This is a genomic window from Xanthomonas sp. BRIP62411, assembly GCF_003993525.1.
In the GTDB taxonomy this organism is placed as follows: domain Bacteria; phylum Pseudomonadota; class Gammaproteobacteria; order Xanthomonadales; family Xanthomonadaceae; genus Xanthomonas; species Xanthomonas euroxanthea.
Genome location: NZ_QEZI01000026.1, coordinates 106,694 through 132,575 on the forward strand (window position 1 = coordinate 106,694; position 25,882 = coordinate 132,575).

18 protein-coding genes and 5 pseudogenes are annotated in these 25,882 nt (G+C 56.1%); 16 read left to right on the plus strand and 7 right to left on the minus strand.

Annotated elements, in window-relative coordinates:
• Nucleotides 1-403: 403 nt before the first annotated feature.
• The 3 genes and pseudogenes from EO139_RS21735 to EO139_RS21480 form a co-directional block, all read left to right on the plus strand.
• A pseudogene (locus EO139_RS21735) lies at nucleotides 404-496 on the plus strand (Com family DNA-binding transcriptional regulator); the annotation flags it as partial.
• A 51-nt stretch (nucleotides 497-547) separates the two neighbouring features.
• A pseudogene (locus tag EO139_RS21475) lies at nucleotides 548-1,265 on the plus strand (site-specific DNA-methyltransferase).
• 169 nt (nucleotides 1,266-1,434) lie between these two features.
• Nucleotides 1,435-1,587 carry a hypothetical protein gene (locus EO139_RS21480; protein WP_164739924.1) on the plus strand — a complete coding sequence of 51 codons (153 nt, stop codon included), beginning with the start codon at nucleotides 1,435-1,437 and terminating at the stop codon, nucleotides 1,585-1,587.
• 9 nt (nucleotides 1,588-1,596) lie between these two features.
• Here EO139_RS21480 and EO139_RS19070 read toward each other — a convergent pair whose 3' ends face one another.
• From EO139_RS19070 to EO139_RS19080, 3 genes are all read right to left on the minus strand, one after another.
• Nucleotides 1,597-2,142: a hypothetical protein gene (locus EO139_RS19070; RefSeq protein ID WP_126971979.1), complete on the minus strand. Its 546-nt coding sequence runs from the start codon at nucleotides 2,140-2,142 to the stop codon at nucleotides 1,597-1,599.
• 1,213 nt (nucleotides 2,143-3,355) lie between these two features.
• Nucleotides 3,356-4,642, minus strand: coding sequence for a Y-family DNA polymerase (locus EO139_RS19075; RefSeq protein WP_126971981.1), 1,287 nt, complete (start codon nucleotides 4,640-4,642; stop codon nucleotides 3,356-3,358).
• Nucleotides 4,642-5,121 (minus strand): S24 family peptidase, encoded by a 480-nt coding sequence (locus EO139_RS19080; RefSeq protein ID WP_126971983.1) that lies wholly within the window; start codon nucleotides 5,119-5,121, stop codon nucleotides 4,642-4,644. The genes EO139_RS19075 and EO139_RS19080 overlap by 1 nt, the downstream gene beginning before the upstream one ends.
• 516 nt (nucleotides 5,122-5,637) lie before the next feature.
• Here EO139_RS19080 and EO139_RS19090 point away from each other — a divergent pair.
• The 10 genes and pseudogenes from EO139_RS19090 (at nucleotide 5,638) to EO139_RS19145 (ending at nucleotide 18,592) form a co-directional block, all read left to right on the plus strand.
• The gene (locus tag EO139_RS19090; protein ID WP_126971987.1) at nucleotides 5,638-6,060 is read left to right on the plus strand and encodes a type II toxin-antitoxin system HicB family antitoxin; all 423 of its coding nucleotides are present in this window, start codon (nucleotides 5,638-5,640) and stop codon (nucleotides 6,058-6,060) included.
• Between the two features lie 530 nt (nucleotides 6,061-6,590).
• Nucleotides 6,591-7,667 carry a site-specific integrase gene (locus tag EO139_RS19095; protein ID WP_126971989.1) on the plus strand — a complete coding sequence of 359 codons (1,077 nt, stop codon included), beginning with the start codon at nucleotides 6,591-6,593 and terminating at the stop codon, nucleotides 7,665-7,667.
• A gap of 760 nt (nucleotides 7,668-8,427) precedes the next feature.
• Complete coding sequence (locus tag EO139_RS19105; RefSeq protein ID WP_126971991.1) at nucleotides 8,428-8,979, plus strand: hypothetical protein; 552 nt, start codon at nucleotides 8,428-8,430, stop codon at nucleotides 8,977-8,979.
• A 163-nt stretch (nucleotides 8,980-9,142) separates the two neighbouring features.
• Nucleotides 9,143-9,415, plus strand: a complete 273-nt coding sequence (locus EO139_RS19110; protein ID WP_126971993.1) for a hypothetical protein — start codon at nucleotides 9,143-9,145, stop codon at nucleotides 9,413-9,415.
• A 211-nt stretch (nucleotides 9,416-9,626) separates the two neighbouring features.
• The gene (virB5, locus tag EO139_RS19115; RefSeq protein ID WP_126971995.1) at nucleotides 9,627-10,337 is read left to right on the plus strand and encodes a P-type DNA transfer protein VirB5; all 711 of its coding nucleotides are present in this window, start codon (nucleotides 9,627-9,629) and stop codon (nucleotides 10,335-10,337) included.
• Nucleotides 10,338-10,828: 491 nt separating this feature from the next.
• A pseudogene (locus tag EO139_RS19125) lies at nucleotides 10,829-11,035 on the plus strand (EexN family lipoprotein); the annotation flags it as partial.
• 55 nt (nucleotides 11,036-11,090) lie between these two features.
• Entirely contained in the window at nucleotides 11,091-11,975 is an 885-nt protein-coding gene (locus EO139_RS19130; protein WP_241235982.1) for a type IV secretion system protein, read from the plus strand.
• 912 nt (nucleotides 11,976-12,887) lie between these two features.
• Nucleotides 12,888-15,533, plus strand: a complete 2,646-nt coding sequence (locus EO139_RS19135; RefSeq protein ID WP_126971999.1) for an AAA family ATPase — start codon at nucleotides 12,888-12,890, stop codon at nucleotides 15,531-15,533.
• A gap of 332 nt (nucleotides 15,534-15,865) precedes the next feature.
• Nucleotides 15,866-16,965 (plus strand): annotated as a pseudogene (locus tag EO139_RS19140) (IS3 family transposase).
• Nucleotides 16,966-17,554: 589 nt separating this feature from the next.
• Nucleotides 17,555-18,592, plus strand: a complete 1,038-nt coding sequence (locus EO139_RS19145; protein WP_126972001.1) for a hypothetical protein — start codon at nucleotides 17,555-17,557, stop codon at nucleotides 18,590-18,592.
• Between the two features lie 385 nt (nucleotides 18,593-18,977).
• Here the strand turns inward: EO139_RS19145 and EO139_RS19150 are convergent, their stop codons facing one another.
• Entirely contained in the window at nucleotides 18,978-22,502 is a 3,525-nt protein-coding gene (locus EO139_RS19150; RefSeq protein ID WP_126972003.1) for an AAA domain-containing protein, read from the minus strand.
• Nucleotides 22,503-22,824: 322 nt separating this feature from the next.
• Between EO139_RS19150 and EO139_RS19155 the strand changes: the two genes are divergently transcribed.
• The 3 genes from EO139_RS19155 (at nucleotide 22,825) to EO139_RS21835 (ending at nucleotide 24,123) form a co-directional block, all read left to right on the plus strand.
• Entirely contained in the window at nucleotides 22,825-23,079 is a 255-nt protein-coding gene (locus EO139_RS19155) for a type II toxin-antitoxin system Phd/YefM family antitoxin (RefSeq protein WP_039421286.1), read from the plus strand.
• Entirely contained in the window at nucleotides 23,079-23,504 is a 426-nt protein-coding gene (locus EO139_RS19160) for a type II toxin-antitoxin system VapC family toxin (RefSeq protein WP_126972005.1), read from the plus strand. Before EO139_RS19155 ends, EO139_RS19160 begins: the two co-directional genes overlap by 1 nt.
• A 346-nt stretch (nucleotides 23,505-23,850) precedes the next feature.
• A complete protein-coding gene (locus EO139_RS21835) occupies nucleotides 23,851-24,123 on the plus strand; it encodes an Arm DNA-binding domain-containing protein (RefSeq protein WP_343136470.1) in 273 nt (90 codons plus the stop codon).
• On the opposite strand, the gene EO139_RS21590 is transcribed toward EO139_RS21835, so the two are convergent.
• From EO139_RS21590 to EO139_RS19175, 3 genes and pseudogenes are all read right to left on the minus strand, one after another.
• Nucleotides 24,015-24,407 (minus strand): BCCT family transporter, encoded by a 393-nt coding sequence (locus EO139_RS21590; RefSeq protein ID WP_206515166.1) that lies wholly within the window; start codon nucleotides 24,405-24,407, stop codon nucleotides 24,015-24,017. The two genes, EO139_RS21835 and EO139_RS21590, sit on opposite strands and share 109 nt — an antisense overlap.
• 68 nt (nucleotides 24,408-24,475) lie before the next feature.
• Nucleotides 24,476-24,805: pseudogene (locus EO139_RS21745) on the minus strand (BCCT family transporter); the annotation flags it as partial.
• A gap of 82 nt (nucleotides 24,806-24,887) precedes the next feature.
• Nucleotides 24,888-25,874 carry an NADPH:quinone oxidoreductase family protein gene (locus EO139_RS19175; protein WP_126972007.1) on the minus strand — a complete coding sequence of 329 codons (987 nt, stop codon included), beginning with the start codon at nucleotides 25,872-25,874 and terminating at the stop codon, nucleotides 24,888-24,890.
• Nucleotides 25,875-25,882: the final 8 nt, after the last annotated feature.

Here is a 25,882-nt window from a genome sequence, read left to right on the forward strand (position 1 = left end):
GCCCGCCATAAAGCTGGCCGGCATGCACCCGCGACGATGCGGGCGATAAAAAAGCGCCGTGCATCGATCTATGGGCGCTGGTGCGCCTTTTGATTCGGGAGACCAATCCCGGTCGCCGAATGTGCGGCGACGTTGGAATACTCGCCCCGCCGTTCGGAGCGTGTCAACGGGAAAATCCGCAACGCTGTAGCAATAGTCTTGAGGCAACATACTTCATAGTTGTGGCAGTGCCGAAACTATTGGTGAGTGCCGCGATCCTTAAGGCAGTGTTGGCCGACATAAGCGCGTGCCGGCGCGAATTGTGCCGTAGTCCCATGTAGCAATGTCTCAGTTCCAGCAGTGCCAGCCTGACCAAATTACGCCACGAGCAGCGCGTAATCTCGTCCCACCGCAAGACCACGCAATGCTCAAGAACCCCCGTTGTGGCGAATGTGCCCGCCTGCTGTGCAAGGCCGGCGCCTTCGATGAAATCCAGATCAAGTGCCCGCGCTGCGGCACGCTCAATCACCTGAAGGCCGAGAGCCTCACCTCTGATCGCCGCGAGCGAATCCAAGAAGGCTCTCACCATGAAAACCAGCTGCTCCAAGGCGACGCCCTGACCATCCTGCCCACGCTTGAAGCCAACTCGTTCGACGCACTGATCACTGGTCCGCCTTACGCGAGTGGCGGCCTGACCGCCGCTGCCCGTGCCCGGCCGCCGTCAACAAGGTATTGCCGGGATGGTGGGCATGCCGACTTCGTTGGCGACGAGCGCGACCAGCGCTCGCACCTGAAGTGGATGCACCTGTGGTTGTCCGAGTGCGCGCGCGTGCTCAAGGACGCCGCGCCGGTGCTGCTTTTCGCCGATGGGCGGCAGCTGCCGCTGACCACCGATGCGCTACAGGTTGCGAGCTTTACCTGGCGCGGCATCACCGTCTGGGACAAGACCGAGGGTGCGGCCGCAGCTGGGCCGCTTCCGCAACCAGGCCGAATACATTGTGTGGGGCAGCAACGGCAATATGCCGCTGGATCGTCGTGCGCCTGTGTTGCCTGGTGTAGTGTGTACCCCCGTGCTCAAGGCGGATAAGCATCACTTGACCGGCAAGCCCACCGAACTGATGCGGCAGCTGGTGCGGATCTGTGAATCAGGTGGTCGTATTCTTGATCCATTTGCAGGCAGTGGAACTACCTTGGTTGCCGCAGGAAACGAGGGGTATTCTTGGATGGGCATCGAGATGGCCAGCCATTACGCAAAGGTTGCTGATGCTAGGCTTGGCAATAAATAGCTAAATTTCGCCAGTAAAAAGGCCTCCGGCGTCTGCCGGAGGCCTTTCAGGTGCCTATTCCTAAGGTTGCTTCTTAGCTCTGGAACGCGTAGCTATAATAAAAAATTTATTGTAAAGCCATCGCCACGCAGAAAATACAGTTAGCATGCAAATTATGCCAGATATTAAAATGGTAACCACCATCCAGGGTTGTAAGGCGGCACCGATAGGCGTGAAGCTATTTTGGTGCGGCGCCATTGTGCCGGTATATATGCAGATGGAAAAAGAAATAAAAAAAACCGCTGCAACGATTCCGCTGGGCTGGCTCTGGTTTTGCATTTAAGACCTCAACTTAGTCATACTTATAGTTGCAGGTTGATTCGGGCTGGCCATTAACGGTGCCAACGACACATACAACGCCAGTCACTTTTCGAGTCGGTGCGCCTCTCTCCATGTTTACACCGATGATGAAAAGTTGATTGACGAATGCTGCAACATCAGTAGTGCTCGATCCCGCAAAGTTATAAACTGTCGCGACACCAGGGTTTTTGCCCATTTGGTCTTTATTTTGTGGGATGAGATTATTTGCGTTATCCCTGTATGAGCCGGGAATAGGCTTGAAGGTTTGAGTGTCGCGATCCCAGTAGTACCGAGCGACACCACCATCTGCATAGCGAACGATGATAGGGATCTTGATATCTCGCGCGAGAACCGGATTAATTCCGTTGATGGAATACTGCAGAGCTCCATAGATTGGGTGGCTATAAAGCCAGTTATGTACGGCGACTTGACGTCCGGGATTATACATGTCGTCGTAGGGCGTCGTTGGGAAGCCTGGCGCTGCAATCACTTCAGGCTGGGCAGCAGCAACACGCATAGCTCCCATAAAGCCGCTCACATTAGATTCTACTGGCAGTGACGAGCTGTAGATTACAGGGATGCATTCAGGGCGTGGTTGTGGACTCGGAGAGCAAGGTGATCCCCCTTCCCAAGTTCTCTGCATCCTCCACTTAAGTGCGATGTCGTTAGTCGAGTTGACGACATAAATATCCGTCGTTGAGGGTAACGGACGTGCCTGCGCATAGCGACGTGCCGCTATTTCCATAGCGACTACGGCGCAACCTTCACACGTAATAGCTGCTTCAGAATTCTGTGCTGCAGCGTTTGGGGTATATGCGAATGCGCATGCCGCTGCTACAGGAAGGAATAGGGTGCTTAACTTCACAATCCAATTGCTAACCATTTGTCGCTCCGTGATGTTTAGTTTTGGTGTAGGCACCCCCTTGCGGCCTACACGCCATCTTTACCACGATTTTTCAGAGGTAGCCACGAGTTTTGACTCGCCTTTCCTTCGCTGACCATGCGGGGACGGACCTGTCAACCGGGAGAAGGCGACAGTGTCTCGGTTACGGCGAGTCCCCTCACGTTCGTCAGAGTTCGGCACTTGGCTCTTGGCGCGCACAATCGTCACCCGCCACGCCTGCGGTCTTCATGCATGGTTTTCGCCGCACCCCTGCGGGGTCAGCCCAGGCCGCGCTGCAGCTACGGATCCGTGAGATTCAGGGGGGCCTCCTTGGGGGCTCTGCGGGCAGGGCGCCCATGCGTTCCGTGGCTGGGCCTCCCAGTGCATTTCGGCAAATGACCATCGGAACCAGGTAATCGGTAATCGGCGACCTGAAACAGGGTCTAAGCAATTGATGCAACAGGGAAATTACAGATTACCTTTCGGGTGATTTAAGGTAATTAGCCTCCCATAAAAAAGTTATGTGATTGAAATTTAAGAGTATTTTTTAGGAGGTTGATTACCTCCCCAAAAGGTAATCCCATTACCTCCCAATTACCCTTTAATTACCTTTGCTATTGTTAAATAAGTTATTGATAAATATGGAGATTGTGGCGCTTCTTGGCGCGGATTACCTAAATTACCTTGTTCCGATGGTCATCCCGAAATTTCCCATCAGGGGCCTGTAAGGGGCTCCAACTACCGCCTTGCGCCCACGCTTGAGCACTCGCGCACTGACCGCCCGCCTCGCGTGATTGGCAACGCCTGCAGGGTGCCGCAGAAGTTCGAACTAGACCGAGCTGCCTGAGTCAGGCCTGCTGGCGCGCCGTCAGCACGTGGCGCGCGGAAGATCTGCCAGTGAGGTAGTGAAGCGTCCCGACAAGAGCTCTTGCCGCGAGGCCCATGCTGGAGAGTTCTGCCACCCGCTTGCACCGAGGCCGGCCGTACCCCGCCCAAAGCGTCGATTGATAGCGTCCAAGGCGCTCATCAGCTTCTCGTCGCCGATGCGAGCCGGAGTGAATAGGTCGCCCTGCAGGTCTTCAGGCTTTGCTAGATCCATCAGGCACACGCCGGCCTTCTTGTAGGCGAAGCCTTCTCGCATGAAGCCCTGGAAAAGCCGGCGTACAGTCGTGAGTACGATGCGGCTGTCAGAAGTGGCGGAGGCGAGTGGGGCGGTGCCTGATGGGTTGTGCTGCGGTACGCCCGGCTTGAACGAATCCGTTTCGGCAAAGATGCCAATCGCGCTCGACGTCAATCCGCGAGCGCGCAGCTTCTCGGTGGCACGCATGGCGAAGGTGGCCAGCGCCTCTGACATATCTTGCGGGTCGCTTACCCATGTCCCGAACGATCGGCTGACCATGATTTGCTGCCGGTCTGGCTCGACCTCCTCAAGCTCGAGGCAGGCGTGACCCTGCAGCTCGCGCTGCGTGCGCGCCATCACCACTCCGAACTCCGCTAGCAGGTCGTCTGCAGCTGCATCCCGCAGATCCGCTGCCGTATACACACCGCGTGCCTGCAGCCTGGCGCTCCAGCGCCTACCAACGCCCCAGAGGTCGCCAACTAACGTGGTTCGCAGCACGGCATCGAGCTCACTGGCGCTGAGCGCGGCTAAGTCACAGACGCCGGCCAGGCCGGCAGGGTAGCTGCCCGGCTTACGCGCCGCTTCTTTGGCGACCCGGTTGGCTAGCTTGGCCAGGGTCTTAGTGGGCGCGATGCCGATACAGTTCGGGATGCCTGTCCATTGGTAGACGCGCTCGCGTAGGTCGACCGCGAGCTGCCGGCGATCGCGGATCCCGGCCAGGTCAAGGAAAGACTCGTCAATGGAGTACACCTCCACACGCGGCGCGGCTTGGCGAAGGATCACGCCGATGCGCGAGGCGATGTCGCCGTACAGACCGAAGTTTGCGGAGCGCAACGCCAGCCGCCGGCGGATCTGCTTGGGCACCTTGTGGATGGGCTGTCCCATCGTCACGCCTAGCGCCTTGGCCTCGTCCGATCGCGCAATGGCGCAGCCATCGTTGTTGCTCAGCACGACCAATGGCCTGCCGCGCAGCTCGGGCTGGAACACCCGCTCGCAGCTGGCGTAGAAGTTGTTGCCGTCGATTAACGCGAACATCAGCGGCCAGCGCGGGAATGAGCGCGCGTGACCTGGCGGACCACGCCCACGACCGCGAACACCTCAACCTCTGTGCCTGGCGCCAGGACGATCGGCGCGCAATGCGGGCTGCGGCTATGCAGCTCGATGTGGTCAGACGCGACCTGCAGGATCTTGCAGACCGGCTGATTGCCGTCCCAGATGGCCAGCACCATGTCGCCGTTGATCGGACGCACAGAGCGGTCAACGACCAGGATGTCCCCGTCGCAGACACCGGCCAAGATCATGCTCCAGCCCTCGGCCCGATACAGAAACGTAGCCGGCGGATTGCGGATCAGTACCTGGTTCAGATCGAGCTCGTCGTCTTGGAAATCCTCGGCGGGCGAGGGGAAGCCGAGCTGGATACGAAGCGCGCTGACCGGCAGCCGCAAAGGCGCCGGATCAATACCGGCCGGCCCGAGCAGGCGGGCGTAGGTATGGGGTGGAGGGAGGGACAACATGGCGCGAACTCTCGCGGGGCAAAGTCTCAAAGGTCGAGACGGCATCAAAAGTTAGCAAAAATACTAACAAACCCAGCTGTGGAAAATACACAAAAATGTTTACAGGTACACGTTTTTGTGTATGCTGTATCCTCTGATCCAGGGAACAGGGAGGCATGAAGACATCAGAATTTCGGCGTTGGTTGAGACAGCTAGGTGTTGAGTTCAGTGAGGGTGCTAAGCACACAAAGCTGACGTTCAAGGGCCGGCAATCAACACTTCCCCGGCACGCCGCAGAGATCAACGAGCGGACGAGGAAGGCCATCATGAAACAGTTGGAACTGGAAGAACCGCCCCGCTAGTCGGGGCGGCATCGTCACTATTGAAGTGGTCGGCGCGACACCAGACATGTGAAGAAGCTGATCTGCTTGCAACACCTCACAGCCAAACGAAAACGACAAAACGACAAAACGACAAAACGACAAAACGACAAAACGACAAACGACAAAGTGAGAGTAGGCAGCAGGGGATCCCACCATGAAATTTCCAGCAAGAATTGAGGGCACACAAGGCGACTTCGTACTAACGTTTCGAGACATCCCAGAGGCGATCACTGGCGGCGCAACTGTTGAAGAGGTTCAGTCTCTTGCGTTGGACTGTCTCGTAACCGCGATGGATTTTTACTTCGACGACAGGCGGCCGGTACCGGCACCATCAACACCCGTTGAGGATGAGTTTCTAGTGAGCTTGCCTGTCAGCATCGCAACAAAAGCACTTTTGCTGAATAGGATGATCGAGACTAAAACTACGCCAGCCGAGCTCGCGCGTAGACTTGGAACCACCCCACAAACGGTGAACCGCCTGGTCAATCTTCACCACACCACAAAAATCGATACGCTGGCCGACGCAATTCAAGCGCTTGGCGCTGACCTTGAGGTCGGCATCTCAGCCGCGGCCTAGCAATTGCACAACACCATGCCGCTCCTGCTTTGTGCAGGCCATCGATTCTCAAAACGTGTATGAAGAAGCCCTGGGTTAAGCCAGGGCTTCTTCATGGTGGCGCCCCAGAACGTGGTCGTGCGGGGAGCTCCAAAGCCGGCGCCGCTGGTAGACCGTTCGCACCCTTATCCAGCTTTCATAGGAGCTCGCTCATGGGGGGGCATAGCGCGTGGGCAGAGCGCCAGGATCGGAGCTAGGTAGCCACCACTGGGCGGCGTTTCTGAGCCATCTAGGGCGAGGTCGGTGACCGCGAGGATCGGGAAAATTGGCAGGACGCCCAAGAGCGCGCTAGGCCTCCGGCGCCAGTCGTCGGGAAAAATAATTGACGTTAGTCGCTGATTTGTAAGCTAAGTAGCGCTAACTCATAATCCTTTGGTTCCAGGTTCGAATCCTGGTGGGCCCACCAGTAAAATCAATGATTTGCTGACGCGTCTCATCTTAAGAGAGAGGCCAAAGGTACATTTTCGGTACAGTCCGGGAAGTAGAAACCTATGGCAACACTCGTAAAAACCCCCGCAGGTTCTTGGAAGGCCGTCATCCGTAAGACTGGATGGCCTCCTGCGATCAAGACATTCCGCACCAAGCGTGATGCCGAGGACTGGGCTAGGCGCACCGAGGATGAGATGGTGCGCGGTGTGTACATCCGCCGCGCCGGCTCCGAGCGCACTACCGTTGAAGCTGCGATGCGGCGATACCTGGCCGAAGTCACGCCAGGAAAGCGGCCTGTCACGCAGATCAGTGAAGTGCGCCGTGCCGAAGTTCTGATCAGACATCTTGGCCGTTATTCATTGGCGGCGGTGACCGCAGAGATCGTTGCTCGCTTCCGCGACGAGCGCTTGGCCGGAGACCTGGATGCGCAGGGTAAACGTCGGCCGCGCGGTAACAACACAGTGCGCTTGGAACTCGCGTTGCTTGGACACATGTTTACGGTGGCATTGAAGGAATGGGGCCTAGGGCTCATCCACAGCCCGGTGCTAGGCATTCGGCGCCCGCCACCTGGCCCTGGGCGAGATCGCCGCTTGATTCCGCACGAGGAGCAGCGCCTGCTTCGCGCAGCAGATGGCCACTCAAATCCGATGCTCGGTTGGATCGTACGCTTAGCCTTGGAAACGGGAATGCGCGCTTCCGAACTGGTGAGCCTGCGCCGCAGCCAGGTTGACTTGGTGCGCCGCGTGGCCCGTCTTCAGCAGACAAAGAATGGAAGTTCGCGGACTGTCCCCTTGACCCAGGAGGCTGTGCGAGTGTTGCGAGTTGCGTTGGCCAACCCTGTACGTCCTATCGACACCGATCTGCTGTTCTATGGCGAGCCTGGGCGAGACGGTAAACGTCGCTCTTACCAATTCAATCCAGCTTGGATGAAGCTCAAGCGCGACTCCGGAATGGCGGACCTACATTTTCATGATCTACGGCATGAGGCAATCAGTCGACTTGTTGAAGAAGGCCTTTCAGACCAGGAGGTTGCTGCGATCAGTGGTCACAAATCCATGCAAATGTTGCGGCGATACACACACCTGCGGGCTGAGGATCTTGTATCAAAGTTGGACCGACTCGGAAGAGGGGTTGCCTAACTGATAAGTTGATAGGGAGGTATCGTCTGCCGTTTGATAACTTTGCTCAAGACGCGCTGTGTTCTCCCAAATACACCTTATGGGAGCACGACCAAAGTATGTCAATTTGGCTTTCGTTAAATGTGTGCGCAGGCAGAAATAAGATTTGTTGTATTTCTGTTTTCCCTTGTTCAGGCTTATTTTTATCCGAAATTAGGTTTTCAGCGGATCAGGCGGTGCCTGCAAAAAAAGTCAATATATAGCATCTTGGTATTCTAGAAATTGCAGTGAATGTTTGACCAAAGGATTTGAAGTCATGAGGATGAGCATCTACAGAAATCAACCGTAGGTACATGCACTCCCATGACAACTGAAGAATATTTGCTGCAGAAGTATGGGCCGCTTATGAAGTTGGTTGACGTTGCCGCTCTTTTAGGACGTTCTCCCGACGGAATGCGTGTAGCGCTGTACTCGAATAATGAGGTTTCTCGAAAACTCAGGCCCACAATGTTGCGTGTAGGGAGGCGTGTCTACTTCCGAACGCTTCAAGTCAAGGATGCATTGTCACTTGACGGAGAAGCAGTGCCTGCCGACTGCGTTGCAGGCTAGTCTAGCTATGAGCGAATTTATCAGTATCAAACGTCGTGCGTTCTCGGCAGTGCCTGATGACATCTTGACCGACAGCCGATTGGGATAGACGGCGCGTGTTGTCCTATCCTGGATGCTTGGGAGAAGTTCTGATTTCAAGTTAAATATTTGGCATGTACGTAAGACCTTCAAGTTGAGCGAGCAGCAGTGGCTTCGCGCTCGGAGAGAAATGCAAGCTGCTGGTTACTTCCAGCAAAAGCGGGAGCGTGATTCGCAAGGAAAAATAAAGTGGTTGCAAGTTGTCACAGATACGCCTGAGCAGCACATCGCTACGACTACATCAAACCCTGAACCATACCCCCAAAAACCGGGGTATGGCCGTCCAAAGCATGGCGACTCATCCAATGGTCTCTCAGGCCTTGGTGCACAGGGGGATAAACCAAGTGTAAGTAGTACCAAGAAGAGCAGTACCAACTTAATTAAGACTATTGATGAAAAACCACTACAACCTACTGCGTGTAAGGTCATCAACGGTAAAAACGATGGCGACACAGATGCAGGCGTCCCGGATGGAAGAGAACTTTTCTGGCCGCGCTCATTAAATGCGTCACAAAGGCGTGCAGTGGAACTGCTGATGGCTGGAATAGACGTTGACGAAGCACAGCTTCTCTTGGACGAGCTTGCCGGAGTGCTTTCGACCAACAGCATCAAGACCACCCCAGAACGTTGGCTACGAGAGAGGTGAACTTGAGCCAGTAGCTGGAGTAGCCGTATCGGAGGCAAGAAAGAGCACGAGCGAGAAGAAAGCGATTGAGCCAGTTCGTAGCCTTCAGCGATCGTCACCAGGGGCCAGCAAGCCGTACATGGATCAGATAGGTGCAATGCTTAGGGTGAAAACGTAAAAGCTAATGAGCACCACGACGCCTGATAAACATTTATCGTTTCATAACCTCGAAGACTACTGTGACAGTCTGGAAAGAAGAGGGGAAATTCAGGTGATCTTACATGCCGAACGAAAGAGGGGATACGCAATGCGTATCAACGACGGCGCCGAATCCCGAGTAGTTGTCGATAGGTATGGCATGCAGCTATGGTTCCGCACCGTCGATCAGGCTTTGGAAGATCTGGCAGATGTACCGTATTTGAGCGAAAATCTAATCATCGTCCGAAGCAACTGGTAAAGACGATACGTTTCCAAGACCCTGGGTCGAGTTGCCCCAAGAACGCTTCGTGCGTACCGGGTGCCGGGCTGAAAAGAAGGCCCTGACAACCATGAACAGAATGGTCGCATAGTGAGCTAACCGCCAAAGGCGAAGCTGCGGAGGCTAAGCCCCTCCTGACCCAGCCGGAACAGTCGGCCTCGCCCCTCCTAACGCAACAGGAGTGGCACTCATGCAGATCAACAAATCATTTCTTCTCGTAGGCTCGCTGATGCTCGGCGGTTATGCCTACGCCGGTGTCCCGGTCACCGTCGTGGCCGACGTTCCTTCTACGATCAATCAGATCGAGACGATAGCGAAGTGGAAGGCACAGTATGACCAGATGGTCAGCCAGATTAACCAAATGCAGAAGCAATACGACGCAGTCACTGGCCCGCGCGGTTTGGGTCAGATCATGAACGATCCGGAATTGCGCGACTACTTGCCCCAGGATTGGCAAAGCGTCTATGACTCTGTGCGCAATGGCGGGTACAGCGGCCTTAGCAGCTCGGCAGCAGCCATCTACGAAGCTAACAAGATCTTCGACACATGCGCACGTCTTGTGGGCGATGTGCAGCGAACTGCCTGCCAGGCTGCAGCTGCGAAACCGGCGCAGGACAAGGCATTCGTTGGCGATGCATATGAAGCTGCAAAATCACGTCTCGATCAGATCAGCTCGCTCATGGGCGAAATCAACAACACACAGGATCCAAAGGCGATCGCTGAGCTACAAAGACGCATCGCTAGCGAACAAGCGATGATCGCCAACGAGCAAACCAAACTCCAGTTGTTTCAGATGATGGCGGTAGCTGAGGAAAAAATTCAGCAGCAACGACAACGCGAAATCAATGCGAAATTAAACTCGCGTCGTGGCTATTCTCCTTTGAATCCGGTCGAGTTCTAGGAGGAATTATGCGGCATTTCATCGAATTAATCCTACTCATCGGATACGTGAATTTACCTATCAGGTTCTGGCTTTCAGTTCGGAAATTTGGGTCTTCTCGTTTCAATGAAGCATTGCGTGGCGACGCACACATGTTTTGCCTCGATATCGTAGCAATGTTCTTTGCACTGGTCGCTCTCTACTGGATTGCACACGACACGCTTGTAGTTTCTATTCCCCGAATCAAGAGCCTTGCGAGTTGGGAAGCGGAGATTGTAGCGTTCGCTTTGACAGCGACCTGCATCGCGCTTGCATTCGTGAATGGCAGGCAGCGTTTTCTAGATGCAACACGCGCTGGGATGCCGGAGGCGGCACTGAGGTGGCTTGCAACACGGCAAATAATAGTTGCTTCGGAAGTGTCCGCTGCGCCCACGCAAATTCCGCGCTCTACCAAGAGGATGTAACTATGAAAAAGTTTGTCTATGTGACTTCGCTCGTTTTCCTTTTTTGCTGGCTGCAACAACAACGAGCCAATCCGGACTGTCGCGGAGTACAAGTCCGACAGAGACCAACGAAATGCGATGCTGACGGCCTGCAAGAATAACCCCGGCGAAAAGGGCCTAGCGCCGAACTGTATTAACGCGCAACAGGCAGAGAACGAAATAGCTAATTCGCGTCGCGGTTACTCCCCGCTGCCCTCTGTAAAAAAGGAAAAATAAAACATGTCAGACCCGATGATTTTTTCAGTTCATAGGCGACTCCATTACAAACGCGATGGGTGTTTATGTCGAGTCAACGGTTCCTGTGGTAATTGAAAAGATCGCGGGAACTGCGGTTCTTATGGGATCTCTTTACTATTCCATCATTGGAATTTTGATGACCCGGGGCCGAGTTGATGGGCCGTTTTCCCAGCTCATAATATCTTTCGGAGAATTTGCGTTGATCGGCGCGTTTGCATTGAGCGCAGGCACCTACATGAACTTTATAGTTGCTACCGGTCACGGCTTGGAAGTTGGAATAACACAGGCGTTCTCAGGCGACAACGGTGCGAGTCCGGCCACTGTTTATCAAGTTGTTGACCAGTCGGTCGGAAAGGGGCTGGCCTTAGCAAGCGAGCTTTGGAACCGCGCCTCTGATAGGGGTATGACCGAAATCGGGATGATGATTGGAGAGTTTTTTGAAGCAATTATTATTGCAACTGCAACTCTCATTATTGCCGCTCCTGCTGGTGCAATGATCGTCGCATCTAAAACGCTGCTCGAATTGCTTTTTGGCATTGGTCCATTTTTTATCATGTTGCTTATGTGGCCTGCCACTAGAGCATTTTTTGATCGGTGGTTTGGTGAGGTGATTACCGCCATATTGCAGATCGCGCTTGTAAGCGCAGTTCTGGCATTTGCCATGAAGATCTTCGTTGCCGTGGTCGGCGCAACAAACATAGACAGCGCCGAGGCAAGCCCATTTTTTGACTGCGTGCGCCTAGTCATCATCATCGTGGTCATGCTGCGGCTTATGTATGTCGCTTATCAAAAAGGGGCTGCACTTGCAGGGGGCATGACGTCTGCAGCGATCACCTTGGGCGGCTTGGCTGCTGGCATCTGGAGTAGGGTCCGCCGTGGTGCGGTCAGTCAACCCCGTTTCCACTCGCCGCGATCTTGAATCAGGCATGATGGTGACGGCTGGGCGAACTAATCACCTTATCGCTGGCAATACGGTATGGAATCCCTCATATCGACAACATGTACTAAGCAACGTGGGAAAGAACTGGGGCCGAGCTAGAGGTGGTCAGGTTCAAAGTGAATAAGGACGAGGCCCTGCTTAGGCGGGTTTTTTTTTGGCTAACAACCCAAAATTTTGTCGAGCTTAAAAAATTTACTCATGGATGCAAGACAGATTCAGCGTGGAACTTGTGTGCACAGTAATGAGCCATGCCAGCTGCTAGTAAAACTCTGGCTCGAAGTCGCGGTGTCGTTGGTCCTTTTTTTTCGTCATGACGAAATTTTCAAGGTTACAACACGGACCTACTTGGTGAGCCCTAGGTGGTTTCTCACTACAACATACGGTTTGCGTTAGAAACGCTGACGAGCATGGGGACGGAAAAGCCAGCTGAGAAATTTCGTCATGACGAAATTCCTGGCTAGTGATAGCAGAGAGGGTGGCAGCAGTAGTGGTGAAAATCGGGTGCGGCGTCGAGTGATTCGGTGAGCGCAGCAATGAGGTCGAAAAATTGCAGAATGGACAATGCAGGATAGGCCGGAGCCCGGTAATGTGTGCGCACACTTCGATATTGAGATATTACTAGTTTTGGCGGATAAGCTCGGCCGACAATTAGCGTACCGAAGCTAGCGTTGAGAGCTCAGTGGATTGACCCTGCAAAGGGGGGCGTCGCCTCCACAACGGCAACGCAACATGACCTGGTTCAGATAAGCGGCAACCCTTGACACTGCGTTAACTTCCGCAAATTATCGCACTTGCGTTCTCTGAGACTGCTCCTCTGGGCAGACCGGGGGCAGGCGCCAGAGCTAACCGAACCCAACCTTGCAACCGACGATATTTACCTCCAGGACGGACATGACCAAATCTCTAGCCGAATTCAAGCGCTTCGTGGTCAAAGCGGCCCCGAATATGACCGATGACGAAAAGAAGTTGGCCAACCTGATACTTGGAAAGTTCGGCGATATCGCGGCAGTGGGATCGGCTGGGGGCCTGCGTGGTCGATTTGTAGCGAAACTGATCGTCGATCACGGGGATGGGGCGTCCCCGGAACTTGAAGCGGTAGCCGAGGAGGTGAACTCCAACGAGAGCAGCATTCTCCAGCTTACAAAGCTAGAGGTAGAGCACTTTCGCGGCTTTTCCGATAAGCACACCTTCGAGTTCAGTACGCCTTATACCTTCGTCTACGGGCCGAACGGGACGGGAAAATCCAGTCTCTGTGAGGCGCTGGAGTTCGCATTGCTTGGTTCGATTCACGAGTCGGAATCAAAGCGGATTTCGATTGCGGACTACATCAAGAACGCCACGTCGCGGAAGGCAATCAAGCCCATCTTGTATGGAGATACCGCGACAGAAAAAGGCATTCAAATAAAGCCAGATTCCCGCAGTTTCGAATTTTGCTTCATCGAAAAGAATCGAATCGATGGCTTTGCGCGCGTGGCTGCCAATACACCGGCCGCGCAGCAGACCCGCCTGGCGGCGCTGTTCGGCTTGGATGAATTCAACACGTTTGCAAGGCAGTTCAACGAAAGTCTCGAGTCCTACTTAGATTTGGTAGGGAGGAAGAAAACGGAGCTGGCCACCCTAGCCAAGGGCCTTGCTGGACACCAAGCCGTACTCGAAAGTCTCCCTGAAAAGGACAGGGCCGCTGAGGCGCGAGGTGCTGCGTTGCTCGCAAAGCATGCAGGGTGCAAGAGTCTGGATGACATCAAAGTCAGCTTGACGGGTCCGGACGGCAACGGCGGCAAGCAGAAGGATAACCACACCCAGATCGGCCAACTGCAGAACCTTAAAACGGCCCCAAGTACTGGAACTGACGGGCTCTTGGTTGACACCGAAGGGTTGCTGCTGCTCATCAAAGAGCGCGCGGAGTCGGCCGAGTTCCTCAACCAGTACAAGCACCAGCTGTCCTTGCGAGACCTATACGCGTCTATCTTGGGGAACCGCGACCAGTTCGGGGATGAATGCCCCGCCTGCGCATCCGAGCTCTATCGAAACGGTCAACTTGCCGTGCCCGTCGACCCGTATTGCAACGCCGAGGCAAAACTCGCGCAATTTGATCTCGCCCTGACAGCGGAAGCACGAATCAAGGAAATTGACCAGGCGCTGAGAGTCCGTTGGCAGGCCCTACAGGCAGGGATCACCAAGCTTCCGGGTGCCGCTTCAGCTATAGGCTTCGTTCGAGCGCCTGAGTTGAGCGCTCTCAGCGGCGAGGCTTCTGAGGCTGAAGGGGCCGCGGGTATCGAGTCATTCCTCCAAACTATGACGTCGCGACGCGAGCTCCTACAGGCGCTCAAGGAAGCGACCACGGTACACAACGAAAAGGTCGATCAGTCCAAAGTCGCAATTAGCATTCTCGAGCAAGCTAATCTCGCTATTGCTAGTGACCTTGAGGAAATTGTTGCCATCTCGACCCTCACCGCTGCTAACGCGAGCAGTCAGACAGAGGCAACGCAGGCTATCGATAGATTCAATGCGGAGAACGAGGATCTCATCAGGGAAGTGGAGGCCGAGAAGCCTGGAATCGCAAGGAATCTGAGCTATAGCGCCGCGTATGGATCGCTTCGCGAGAAGCTCTTGGCCTACAACGCTGCGCTTCCCTTGGCGCTAGCTGCAGACCTCAATGAGAAGACGCTTAAGTTCTACAACGAGATCAACAAGAACGATCATCCGTCTGATAGTCTGAGGTCCCTGCAGTTGCCGACAGCCGCCGGCGAGAGGATACAGATCGAATTCGCGAACGGGGATGTATGCGATGCGCTCCAAGTTCTCAGCGAAGGCCACATCCGATGCCTCGGGCTCGCCATTCTGCTGGCGAAGATCACTGCTGATCGTCTACCGTTCCTGATCTTCGATGATGTCGTGAACTCGATCGACGACGAGCATCGGAGCGCGATTATTGACCTCATCTTGAATCCGGCGGAAGTTGGCAAGAGACAGCTGATCGTCACCACGCACGGCGAGGATTTCGTGAAGCGCCTTGAGAACGCCGTGCCGTTGAAGAAGTACACAGACACTGTAACCCGGATCGATTTCCTGGTGCCGATTGCTGCTAAGAAGATCGCCGTAAAGCTCAATTCGCCTCGCCACTATCTTATGGTGGCCCAGCAGAGCTTCACGGATGGGCGCACGCGTGATTGCCTGAGCTATCTTCGGAAAGCCTTCGAAGATGAGCTAAATCGTCTCTGGAAGAAGATCGCCAACAAAAGGCTGGCCACCCAGCTCAGTGTGGGCATGCGCGGCCCGGGAGACCCTGATCTCATGAGCCTGGCGACGGGGCTGCATCAGCTTCTCTCCAGGAACGACGTGACCGTGTATCAAGACGCGGTGCCACACCTTGCCGAAATCCTGAGCCATGGCCAGAAACACAAGATCGAGTGGAACAATCTGAATAAGGGAACCCACGAAGAGGATCGGGTGGAGGAGTTCGACGCAGCTATAGTCCGGCAGATGCTTGAATGCATCACCAACCTCGACCAGGTACTTGAAGCGGCGTACGCCTGATGATGGGTTCAGCCGATATAGAGAGTCGGCAGGAATTCGTGTAAGAACCTTTATTGGCAGCGAGTTAGTTCACTTTGGCTGTTTTTTTTGCACGAGTCTCTGCCGACCCTCAAAATCTGCTGGGATCACATTCAATCACTACATTCGCGGTCCGTTCCTAGTTATATCATCCTGGCTGTTATCGCGTGCTTGTGCGAGTTCTTGCAATCGCGTTTCCGTTTGCGTATCTCGTGTTTGATTAGCCGCAAGGTACTGCTGCTCCGGCGACGTCCCCCCGATTATGAGTAGCACCGCAGTTTGGAGTCCAATTCCCTACCCGAAGGAGATTGGACGTGAAGAAACGTTTTACTGACGAGCAGGTCATCGGCTTTCTGCGCGAGCCGAAAGCGGCATGGCAATCAAGGACCTATGCCGGCGCCATGGCTTCAATGAGGCCTCGTACTACCTGTGGCGTAGCAAGTTCGGTGGCATGAGCGTTTCCGATGCCAAGCGGCTCAAGGATCTGGAGGCCGAGAACAGCCGGCTGAAGAAGTTGCTGGCCGAGCAACTGTTCGAGAACGACCTGATCAAGGATGCGCTGCGAAAAAAGTGGTGAGTGCACCGGCGCGTCGTACGCTTGTGCGCGAGTGGATCGGGCGTGGTGCCAGCGAGCGCCGTGCGTTGGCAGTGATCGGCATGAGCGCCAGTGCGCTGCGCTATTGCCCGCGCGAAGGTCGCAACGTTGAGCTGCGCGAGCGCATTGTTGCGTTGGCGCATCGCCATCGCCGTTATGGGGTGGGCATGATCTATCTCAAACTGCGACAGGAAGGGCGCCTCGTGAACTACAAACGGGTGGAGCGGTTGTACCGCGAGCAGCAGCTGCAAGTCCGCCGCCGCAAGCGCAAGAAAGTCCCGGTAGGCGAGCGTCAGCCGCTGTTGCGGCCGGCGTAGGCCAACCAGGTGTGGTCGATGGACTTTGTGTTCGATCGCACCGCCGACGGTCGGGTGATCAAGTGTCTGGTCATCGTGGATGATGCAACCCACGAAGCAGTCGCCATCGACGTGGAGCGCGCAATCTCGGGCCACGGTGTGACGCACGTGCTTGACCGACTGGCGCACAGTCGCGGTTTGCCGCAGGTGATCCGAACCGATAACGGCAAGGAGTTTTGCGGCAAGGCGATGGTCGCCTGGGCGCATGCCCGCGGTGTGCAGCGACGGCTCATCCAGCCGGGCAAACCGAACCAGAATGCCTACGTCGAATCCTTCAACGGCCGGCTACGCGACGAATGCCTCAACGAGCATTGGTTCCCGACGTTACTGCGCGCGCACCGAAATCGAACGCTGGCGACGCGGATACAACGAGGAGCGGCCCAAGAACGCGATCAGCGGCATGACGCCGTCCGCGTATGCCCAACATCTTGCCAACATCGATATCATCAACCCTGGACTCTAAACCCGGCCGCTACTCGGGGCGGGGGACGTCGGGTCTAGCGTTCCGCACGCCTAGCTGGTGCGTGGATCCGCAGGGATATCGTCACCCCTGGCGTACCACCCATGGGGTTGCTGCGGTTGCGGTTGCGTGCATGCAGGTCGCACCGAAAGCCCCATACGAAGCGTGCAGGCGTGGCGGGGCAACGATTGCGCGCGCGGGTTAGGAGGTCAGTGGGCAGAGGCCGCGAATGAAGTTGTAGTCTAGGCCCCGGTCGTGCTGCATCCTCGGCCACGATCGAGCTGTATGGCTGTTTACTGCCTCCAGCGTTCAATCGTCACTCAAACCTTGGAGCCTCGCTATGCACGCCCGAGAACGCGCGCAGATCCTCAACCTTTTGAAGAGTATCCATCTGGTACGGCCTGCGGAAGGAGAAATGCCTAGTGCGCAGTTCTTTCCTGGGGTCCATCGGCCGTTTACGTTTCCGACCGGAATTGCGATTTCATGGTGGTTCGATAAGCGTGCTCGGATCGCCCGAACGAGCGTCGCATCGTTGCTTCTCGGCAGCTCCTCCAAATTCTTGGGGTGTGATCAGAAGACGGCTCAGGAAGTCGTGCTGAAGACCCTCCAAGAAACTTGTAATGATTCACATATATTCTTAGCAGATGAGGTTGTTTTCGCCAAGAGGTCAACCCTCTTCGAGTGCCTTAAGGGAGACGTGAGTCAATGCGCCGCCAAGATCTTTGCGCTTATGCAGGCAAATCTATCGATAGTTATGGGAAGGTACTGTACGGTCTTCCTTGTACCTCGATTGCAGTTGCCTAGCTTTAGCGTAGAGAGCTACGGAATAGACGTCGTGGCAGTAGGGGATAGAGATGCCTGGAGTCGGATCCTGCAGAAGGACTTTGTCTTCAATGGTTGGAAGCCTGGCATTTCCGACGGTCCAGGCATAGACCCAGCCTTTTCTCCGCCCGCAGATTATTATTCTGTCTTGGTATTAGATGCCAGCGGCACACGGTCTGGCATTAAATCTTCAAACATTCTAAAGGCGCGTGCTTTCTTGGCAGTGGTGTTTTCCTGCGCATCAAGGGCTGCCCCGTACCCATACTTGAAGGGAAGTGTGCGCACTTACGAATACTGTGCGCAATTCCCGCACGTCTCGGCTCCCGAACAAGTGAGGGAGAGGAGCGATACTGAGCCGCTGATTCCGCGCTTTTTGGATGACGTGATTTTGGACCAGACCGGAGTATCGCAAGTCAGCAGCTGGTTTGCTGCGCTGGAGATATGTCCGCCTGATTTGGTTGCGAGGATTGAAAAGGCCGCACACTTCCTAAATATGGGGATAAATGCAAGCGGAACTGCAGGATTTGTGAATTTATTTGTTGCCCTAGACGCACTCTTGGGGCGGATGGGCTCGGTTGAGGCATCTATTCTAGAAGGCCTTGGCAAACTTGGTTTTGAAGAGGTTGATATCAATAGAGCGAAGTGCCTATTCCAGCTTCGCAATGAGCTGGTGCACGGCGGCAGTAGGTACGTGGAGGAATGGAACTACCACGCCTGTTATTTAAGGCGCTTCGACTCGGATCCAATGCGTGACGTCCAGCGAATCGCTGAAATGGCGGTGCTCTGGGCTCCCGATAGGCTCCGCTGAAGAATTTGCGCGTTGCTAGGTCGCGCTGATCAAGCCTTCTGGGACGTCCCTTATCACATATCACATGGAACACAGTTCCGGCACTGATCTAGACGCACCCAAGACGCAACGCTAGCTGGACGCGGCGTGATCGCCAGATTTGTTGGCGGTAATAATGGCGGTAACTGAGATGCTCGACGGGATGATGAATTAAGTGAGAAAAGGCGTGCGGGCTCTTTTGTGGTTACTGGTGGGGCCCACCACTTCAATCAGGATTTTATGCCTCGTCTCATATAGGCAGAGAAGCTAAAGGTACAGTCCGAAAACTGGCTTTATCACGGTCTTGGAAAACAGTCCTTCCTAAGGCTGAGTGGCTTATTGCGATCAGACATCCTGCGCTGATAGCTCAGTGCGAGTCGCCCTTGATGCGGTCCCGCAAGCTCGCTCGCATGACGTCTATCTCGCTTGTCAGCCCCGGTCCTCGATACACCAGAGAGGTTTCGTGGCGTGCGTACTGTGCGTCCCGTCTGGCGCTGAACCAGTTGAACGAACCGACGCAGTACAAATCGTCGTCGCCGATCAGCACCTTGCTGTGAACTCTAGTGACGAAAGCGACTTGAATGCCCGCGTCGCGCAGGATCGCGGCGGTGGCGTCTAGCGTCTGGCGTTTTTTATCACGTCCTTCGTAGCTGCCGTCAGTGTTGAATTCCGGATCCGTATAGACCGTTACTTTCACGCCACGCCGGATTGCGGCACGCATGGCCACGAGCGCGCCGATCTCCTTGATGCGATCCAGGATGATCCAGGGAGAGACAATATGGATTTCGCGGCCTGCTTTAGCGAGGGAAGCTAGCAGAAAAGCGTCGTGTTCCTGCGCGTCCCTTAGGGGATGAATGGCAGCATCCGTCCCCCGCAAGTCCTGCCGTACCAGATGTTTGAAGTGGAGGGCGTTGGTGGAATCCCGGAAGAGATAGGTGGCCAACAGGCTGCGCGGCTTCGTTATGGAAGCCGACTCGAATACATCCATGTCGCCAAATACCAGAAACGTATTCTTCGCTCGGGAAACTGCAACATTGAGCATGCTCGTGCTGCGGTCGATGAAGCCGCCATCTGCATGCTTGGTGTACGTCGGAGAGAAGATCACTACCGGGCGCTCGGCGCCCTGTAGTGAGTGCACGGTCCCGACAGTCATGCCGTCATCGTCGTTGCCGACCTTGATGTCCACGCTGCGGCAGGCATTGGAGATCGCTTGCACCTGTCCGCCGAAGGGGGTCACCACCCCCACAATCTTGTGCAGTGGCTGTCCGTAGGTGGCTTCCAGCGAAGCGCGGTGTTCTGAAATCCAGGCGGCGATGGTTTCCGCCTCATGCAGGTTATACCGGCTGCCACTGCCGCTCTTCTGGCAGATTCCGTCGATGTGGAGGTACCCCATTGCGGGCAGCCCATCCTGTTGATCGGCAGGTGCCTGGGTTTTCAGTTTTCGGGTCGGAATGAGCTTGCCCCGGTAACACAGCGCGTTGCAGTAAGCGATGATCTCGTCGAAGCAGCGGCGGTGCTCATACAGAAACATGCCCCGTGCAAGATCTGTGTCGTAATGGTATCGGGTTAACGTTTGCGCTATCCGCATCACGCTGCCACCAGCGACGGTCTTGCCGATCTGCGAAAGGTGGTCGTAGTCATCCTCCTGATTCTCGATTGAAAGCAGCTTGGCACTGTGCAGGTTGCCGATGTCAACGCTTGGCGGAATCGACCAGATCGGTTCGATCTGCAATGTGTCGCCGATCACCAAGGCTTTCTTGCTCAGTGCAAATGACGCGCCAGCGACTTCCGGAAGCACTTGTCCAGCTTCATCGACGATGAGAAGGTCGGCAAAGCCATAGAGGTAGTCGGGAACGAAGCCGCTGCCGTTGTGCCGAGAAACCAGCATTTCCTTGGGCAGCATGAAGAGCGTCGAGACGATGCAGGGCGTCAGTTTCATGCGGCGCCGCCAACGCTTTTCCAAAGTGGCTCGTCCAGTTTTCTTTCGCTCTTGTTCAATCCCAGGCAGCAGTTCCTGCATCTCCAGCAGCCATCGGCCTTCCCAGTAATGGGTTGTCAGCAGAAAGATCGGGAAGCGGATGCGCATGTCGGCAAGCGAATCGCAATCAGCCATGGACAAGCTGCTTGCCTGGTGCGATACGTCGAGCGGAACCAGCGCGGCTTGCCAGTGCGTGAGGCAAGCGCGCTCTGCTTCAAGGACAGCTTCGCCGCGTTCGAGGCTATGGATCTGCTCGCGTAGATTCCGGTCCGCTTTGCTGGCGACAGCCTTAACGGCCGACTCGATCTGATCGATGGTTTCCCAAGCGCCTTGCGCGTACTGGGTGGGCCAGATCGGCTTCAGAAACAAGCGAGCCAACCGCATACGCTTCTTGGTGACAGGCGGAAGCCAAGAGAAGAAGGTGTAGACGAGAGATTCCTTTGCAAGATAGTGCTCCCATTGCTCGGACAACTCGTCGATCGCGCGTTTCTCAGCCAGTGACGTTTCATGCAGATGGCGGCGTTGCGCCAAACTGTTGGCAGGCTCTTCGCCCAACTCTGCTCGAAGTGCTGAGCGTGCGGTGAGCAGCGCTAACCATGCGTTTTCGATGGCGGTAAGTTTTTTCGCTTCGGCTTGAATCGACGCGCGCAATGCATCGACAACTGCCTGGACTTGGAGCTGTTCCCTAGCCATGTTGTAGAATGCAGCGCCAGCGGCGTCTAGATACGCCTTCTGCGCGTTGGCGACATAGGCCTCCGACTCCACCGCCTCGAAAAATTCGCTGGTCTGGTACTTTTTTGATGCTTCGCGCTCTTTGCTTGCGGAAGGAAAGTAGGCGCCGAAGCTGTTGACGCCGGGCAGCCAGTGGCCGGCGAGCGGACCTTCTCCAGTTGCAAAATCCTTCCCGAACGCATCAATGATATTGGTGACAGCTTGATTGTTGGTTGAGGCCGCCACCACGACCGGCGGCTCATCGTCATTGATCGCCGCTTCGGCCCATAGTGTGGCGACCACCGATAGCAGTAGCGTGGTCTTGCCGGTGCCGGGAGGCCCGTTGACCGCCAGGATCTCGCCTGTTTCTGCAGCCAACAGGTGAGCCAAAGCATCGCGCTGCGCGGCTGCCAGTGAAAACTGGTCGCTGGCATGCGCCAATCGCCTGGAGAACGCGGCGTTGTCAGGCAAGCAGGGTTCAGGAGAGGGAATCTCGGTGCTGGCGTAACGATCGAATAGGGGGGCGGTCGGCGAATCGGTGCGGATATGGTCGTAGAGGGCGAGGATGTGCTGGCTGGCCGGGAACGACTCCTTTTTCAGGAGATACCCATGTTTGGCGAGTTCGTATTCGTCCTCAGCACCAGGCCAGCCTTGACCAACCTGGTCCAGCAATTGATCGCAAGCAGCCCTGTAACGTGCCCATTCCTGGTCGAACTCGGCATCGCTGAGCGGCTCGCCGTCATTTGTCGCAACGTTGATCCCGGCAATGGTGTTCGTGGTGAGATAAGCATCCTGATCGGATACTTCGCCGACCGCGAACGTACCGCGTTCCAAGGGTTCCAGAATGTCGCGGGGCATGATCGTTCGAGAGAGCGGATACAGCCTGCCGTCACGTGCCAGCATCGCGGGTGCAATGATTGGCGTCACAATTGCTGGTGCTCCGGTGCGCCTCTGTTTGCCGTGTTCAATGCGAGACACGTAGACCTTTGGGCGGATTATTACTTCGACGAACTCGGTCTGTTCGGCTTCTTTGGCGAAGCAGGCATCGATGATGCCTTGGCTTATGCGGCCAACATCCAGCTCCGCACGGGACAGGTTCTGAAATTTTTGTGCGTCGGCGGGCTGCAGAGCCCCGTGTCCCGCCTCAGCATCTGCAAGCGAGTTGCGCCAGTAGCCGGCGTAGGCAAGTGAATCTTTCCGCATTCGTCTGTAAGGCCTTAGTGTTGTGATCGCGGTTTGGCTAGCCGATACGGGCGCTTGTCGTTCATCCGCTCTCCGTATCGCCGTAGCCGGCAGCCATGCCCTCACCCACATCTTGGGGACGTGCGTGCAGTCCTGCGAAGACGGCCATCTTTATTCAGGGTGCGATGCTGTCCTTGGGAGTTTCAAGGCCTTGTCGGCCTGAAATGGCCTTCGATCACGCTTTTCGTTAATTAGTGAAGGACGTCGATGTCTTGAGCAGCGTCTTTCTTCCCAATCAATTTTGTAGTAACGTTACTACATCATGGTGATTCCGGAAGCGTGCATGACCATCACAACCCTATCCAGTCGCGAGCTGAACCAGGACGTGACGCGAGCAAAGAAGGCCACCAAGAGCGGTCCGGTGTTCATCACGGATCGCGGCAAGCCTGCGCACGTGCTGTTGAGCTTCGAGGACTATCAGCGGCTCACGAAGCAGCGGCGCAATATTGCCGATGCGCTAGCGATGCCAGGCGTCGCGGAGATCGAGTTCGAGCCACCGCGCGTGACTATTGGAGCCCTGCCGGCTGATCTGGAATGATGTACGTGCTCGATACAAACGTGCTGTCGGAGCTGCGAAAAGTAAGTCTCGGCAAGGCCGATGCCAATGTGGCGGCGTGGGCGGAACGTGTTGACGCCGCCGACCTATTCGTATCCGTCATCACAGTTATGGAGCTAGAGCTTGGGGTTCTGTCGATTGAACGCAGGGACCTGGCCCAGGGGGCCACACTGCGCTCCTGGCTGGAGCAGCATGTATTACCCGAGTTCTATGGGCGAACATTGCCTATCGATACCGCTGTGGCGCAACGCTGTGCTCGGCTGCACGTACCAGACAAGCGCGGCGAACGCGACGCGCTCATCGCGGCGACGGCCCTGGTGCACGGTATGGCGGTGGTCACGCGCAACGCGGCCGATTTCCAGCCGACAGGTGTGACCGTCGTCAACCCGTGGGAGCAGTCGTCATGAACGTCTACGGGTTTAAGATTGTTTCCGATAGCGGTACTCAAGCGGTACAGAGCTGAGTTTTGTCCATCTTCGCCAAGCTGCGCTAAGCTACTGTCGCAGCTTACTTTTTTGTTCAGTTGCTTACGTTGCCTTACGATTGATTTTCTTAGGCAGGGCGCGTTGACGACAAACTCATAATCCTTTGGTTCCAGGTTCGAATCCTGGTGGGCCCACCAAAAAGCAGTCCAGTGACGTCCGAGTTAGTCCAAGGCTCGCGGGAAACTACTCGAAAATAGCTGTTTTGGGCCTTTTGACGTCCAGTGGTATCCAATTGCATCCGGCGACATAGTGAGTCGGGCTGTGAGTCGTGGAGCGGCAACCGGTTACTCCGACTCACAAATATCTGACTCCCCTGCTCACGGATGCCAAGCTTCGCGCGCTCAAACCTAAAGTGGCCGCCTTTCGGGTGGCGGACTCGAACGGCCTCTGCATAGAGGTTCGTCCCACGGCCTCGAAGGCTTGGCGCCACCGCTATCGGTATGCCGGCAAGCCAAGCATTGTGACCATCGGCGAATACCCAGCCATGTCATTGATGCCGGCGCGCGCGGAGCGCGTGCTGACCTCCAGGCCGAAAAGATAGTTCAGGCCGGCGTTGATCTGCATGACCCCCAGGCCGAGCGAGGTGGCCAGGCCGAAGATGGTCCCTAGCGCGGCGAACGCATCCACTGCGTGTCCGAGCGGGTCGTGGACGCGATCTCCAATCAGCGGATAGAGCGCAGATCGCACGCGCAGCGGCAGGTTGTGCCGATACGCGAAGTAGGCCAGGGAAAGTGCGACGACAGCATAGATCGCCCAGGCATGGATGCCCCACTGGAAGAAAGTGATGCGCATCGCCTGGCGCGCCGCCGCCGCCGATTCCGGCACGCCGACCGGCGGAGTGCGTAATGCGTGATGGATTCGGCGACGCCGAAGAACATCAGCCCGATGCCCATGCCTGCAGCGAACAGCATTGCAAACCAAAAGCCATAGTTGCAATCCGGTGGACGGTGGTCCGGCCCCAGCTTGATGCGGCCATAACCGCTCACCGCAACCCCGATCACGACTACCAGGAATGCGGCGACAGCCAGGATGGTGAACCAGCCGGCATCGTTGGCGGCCCAGGTCTTGGCCGCAGTGACCAGCGGGTAGCGACTGCTGGCGCAAAGGCTGCTAGTGCAAGCAGGGCGATCACGATCGTCGCCATGCCGGGAGTTGTTGTTACGGCTGATGCGGTAAGCCCTGCGGGTACACACTGACGCTTCGCAGATTGGATAGCTTTTCACTGTGCGCCACTTCAGCGTCGTCAATGTCGGGCGGGGGGGCGGGCCGCTCCCGTTACTCCCCCCTCAGCGTGCTGTGTCGGAGTCAGTTCACGCCGACTCGTGCGATCAGCTTGCCACTCACCCCACCCCCGAGGTGCTCCAGGGCCTGAGGCACATCAGCGAAGGCCACGACTTGGTCGATGGGCATCGAGATTTTTCCCTCCGAGAAGAACTTACCGAGGACAGTGACGGCATCTTCTTGTTCTTCGGGGGTACGCACGCTGTGCAGTGCACCGGTGACGGAGATGCCTAGCGTTAGGATCTTGAGCGGCTCGATCCTCGGGAAATCTGCCCCGCCTGCAAAACCAACCAGGACGTATCGCCCGCCGATGGCTATTGCCTCGAGCGCCGGTTCCGCCAGTGGATTGCCAACCGTGTCGTACACGATGTCGGCGCCTTTGCCGTTGGTGATCTTGCGTACCTGTTCGCTCAGTGACTCCGTACCGGTCACGATCACGTGGTCAGCTCCTTGTCGGGTGCAGAATGCGGCTTTATCAGCGCTTCTGACGGTCGCAATCACCCTGAGGCCCAGCGCTTTGCCAAGCTGGATTGCTGTTGAACCTGTGCCACCACTTCCGCCCAGCACCAACAGAGTCTCGCCGACGCCCGCGCGAGCGCGATTGACTAGCCCTACATAGGCTACGTGAAACGTGCCGAGAAACGCCGCGGCCTGCTCGTCCGGCATGTCATCGGCTGCAGGTACCGCTCCATCACTCGGCGAGATGCAGTACTCGGCCAATCCACCCGAACCACTCATGAAATTGGCGCCGCCGATCACACGCGTGCCGACGGGGAAGGGATATCCAGGCCCGGCCACCTCCACGATCCCCACCACTTCCTGGCCTGGCGTCACCGGTGGCTGCGGAGTCAAGAAGTAACGCCCTTCCAGCATCATGCGGTCTGGCAGACCGATGTTCGTCGCCAGTACCTTGAGCAGGGCCTCTCCAGGCCCAGGGCTGGGTATGTCAACGTCAACCAGCTCCAGCACATCGCTGGATTTTCCGAAGGAGCTCGCCTGCCACGCCTTCATATGCATCT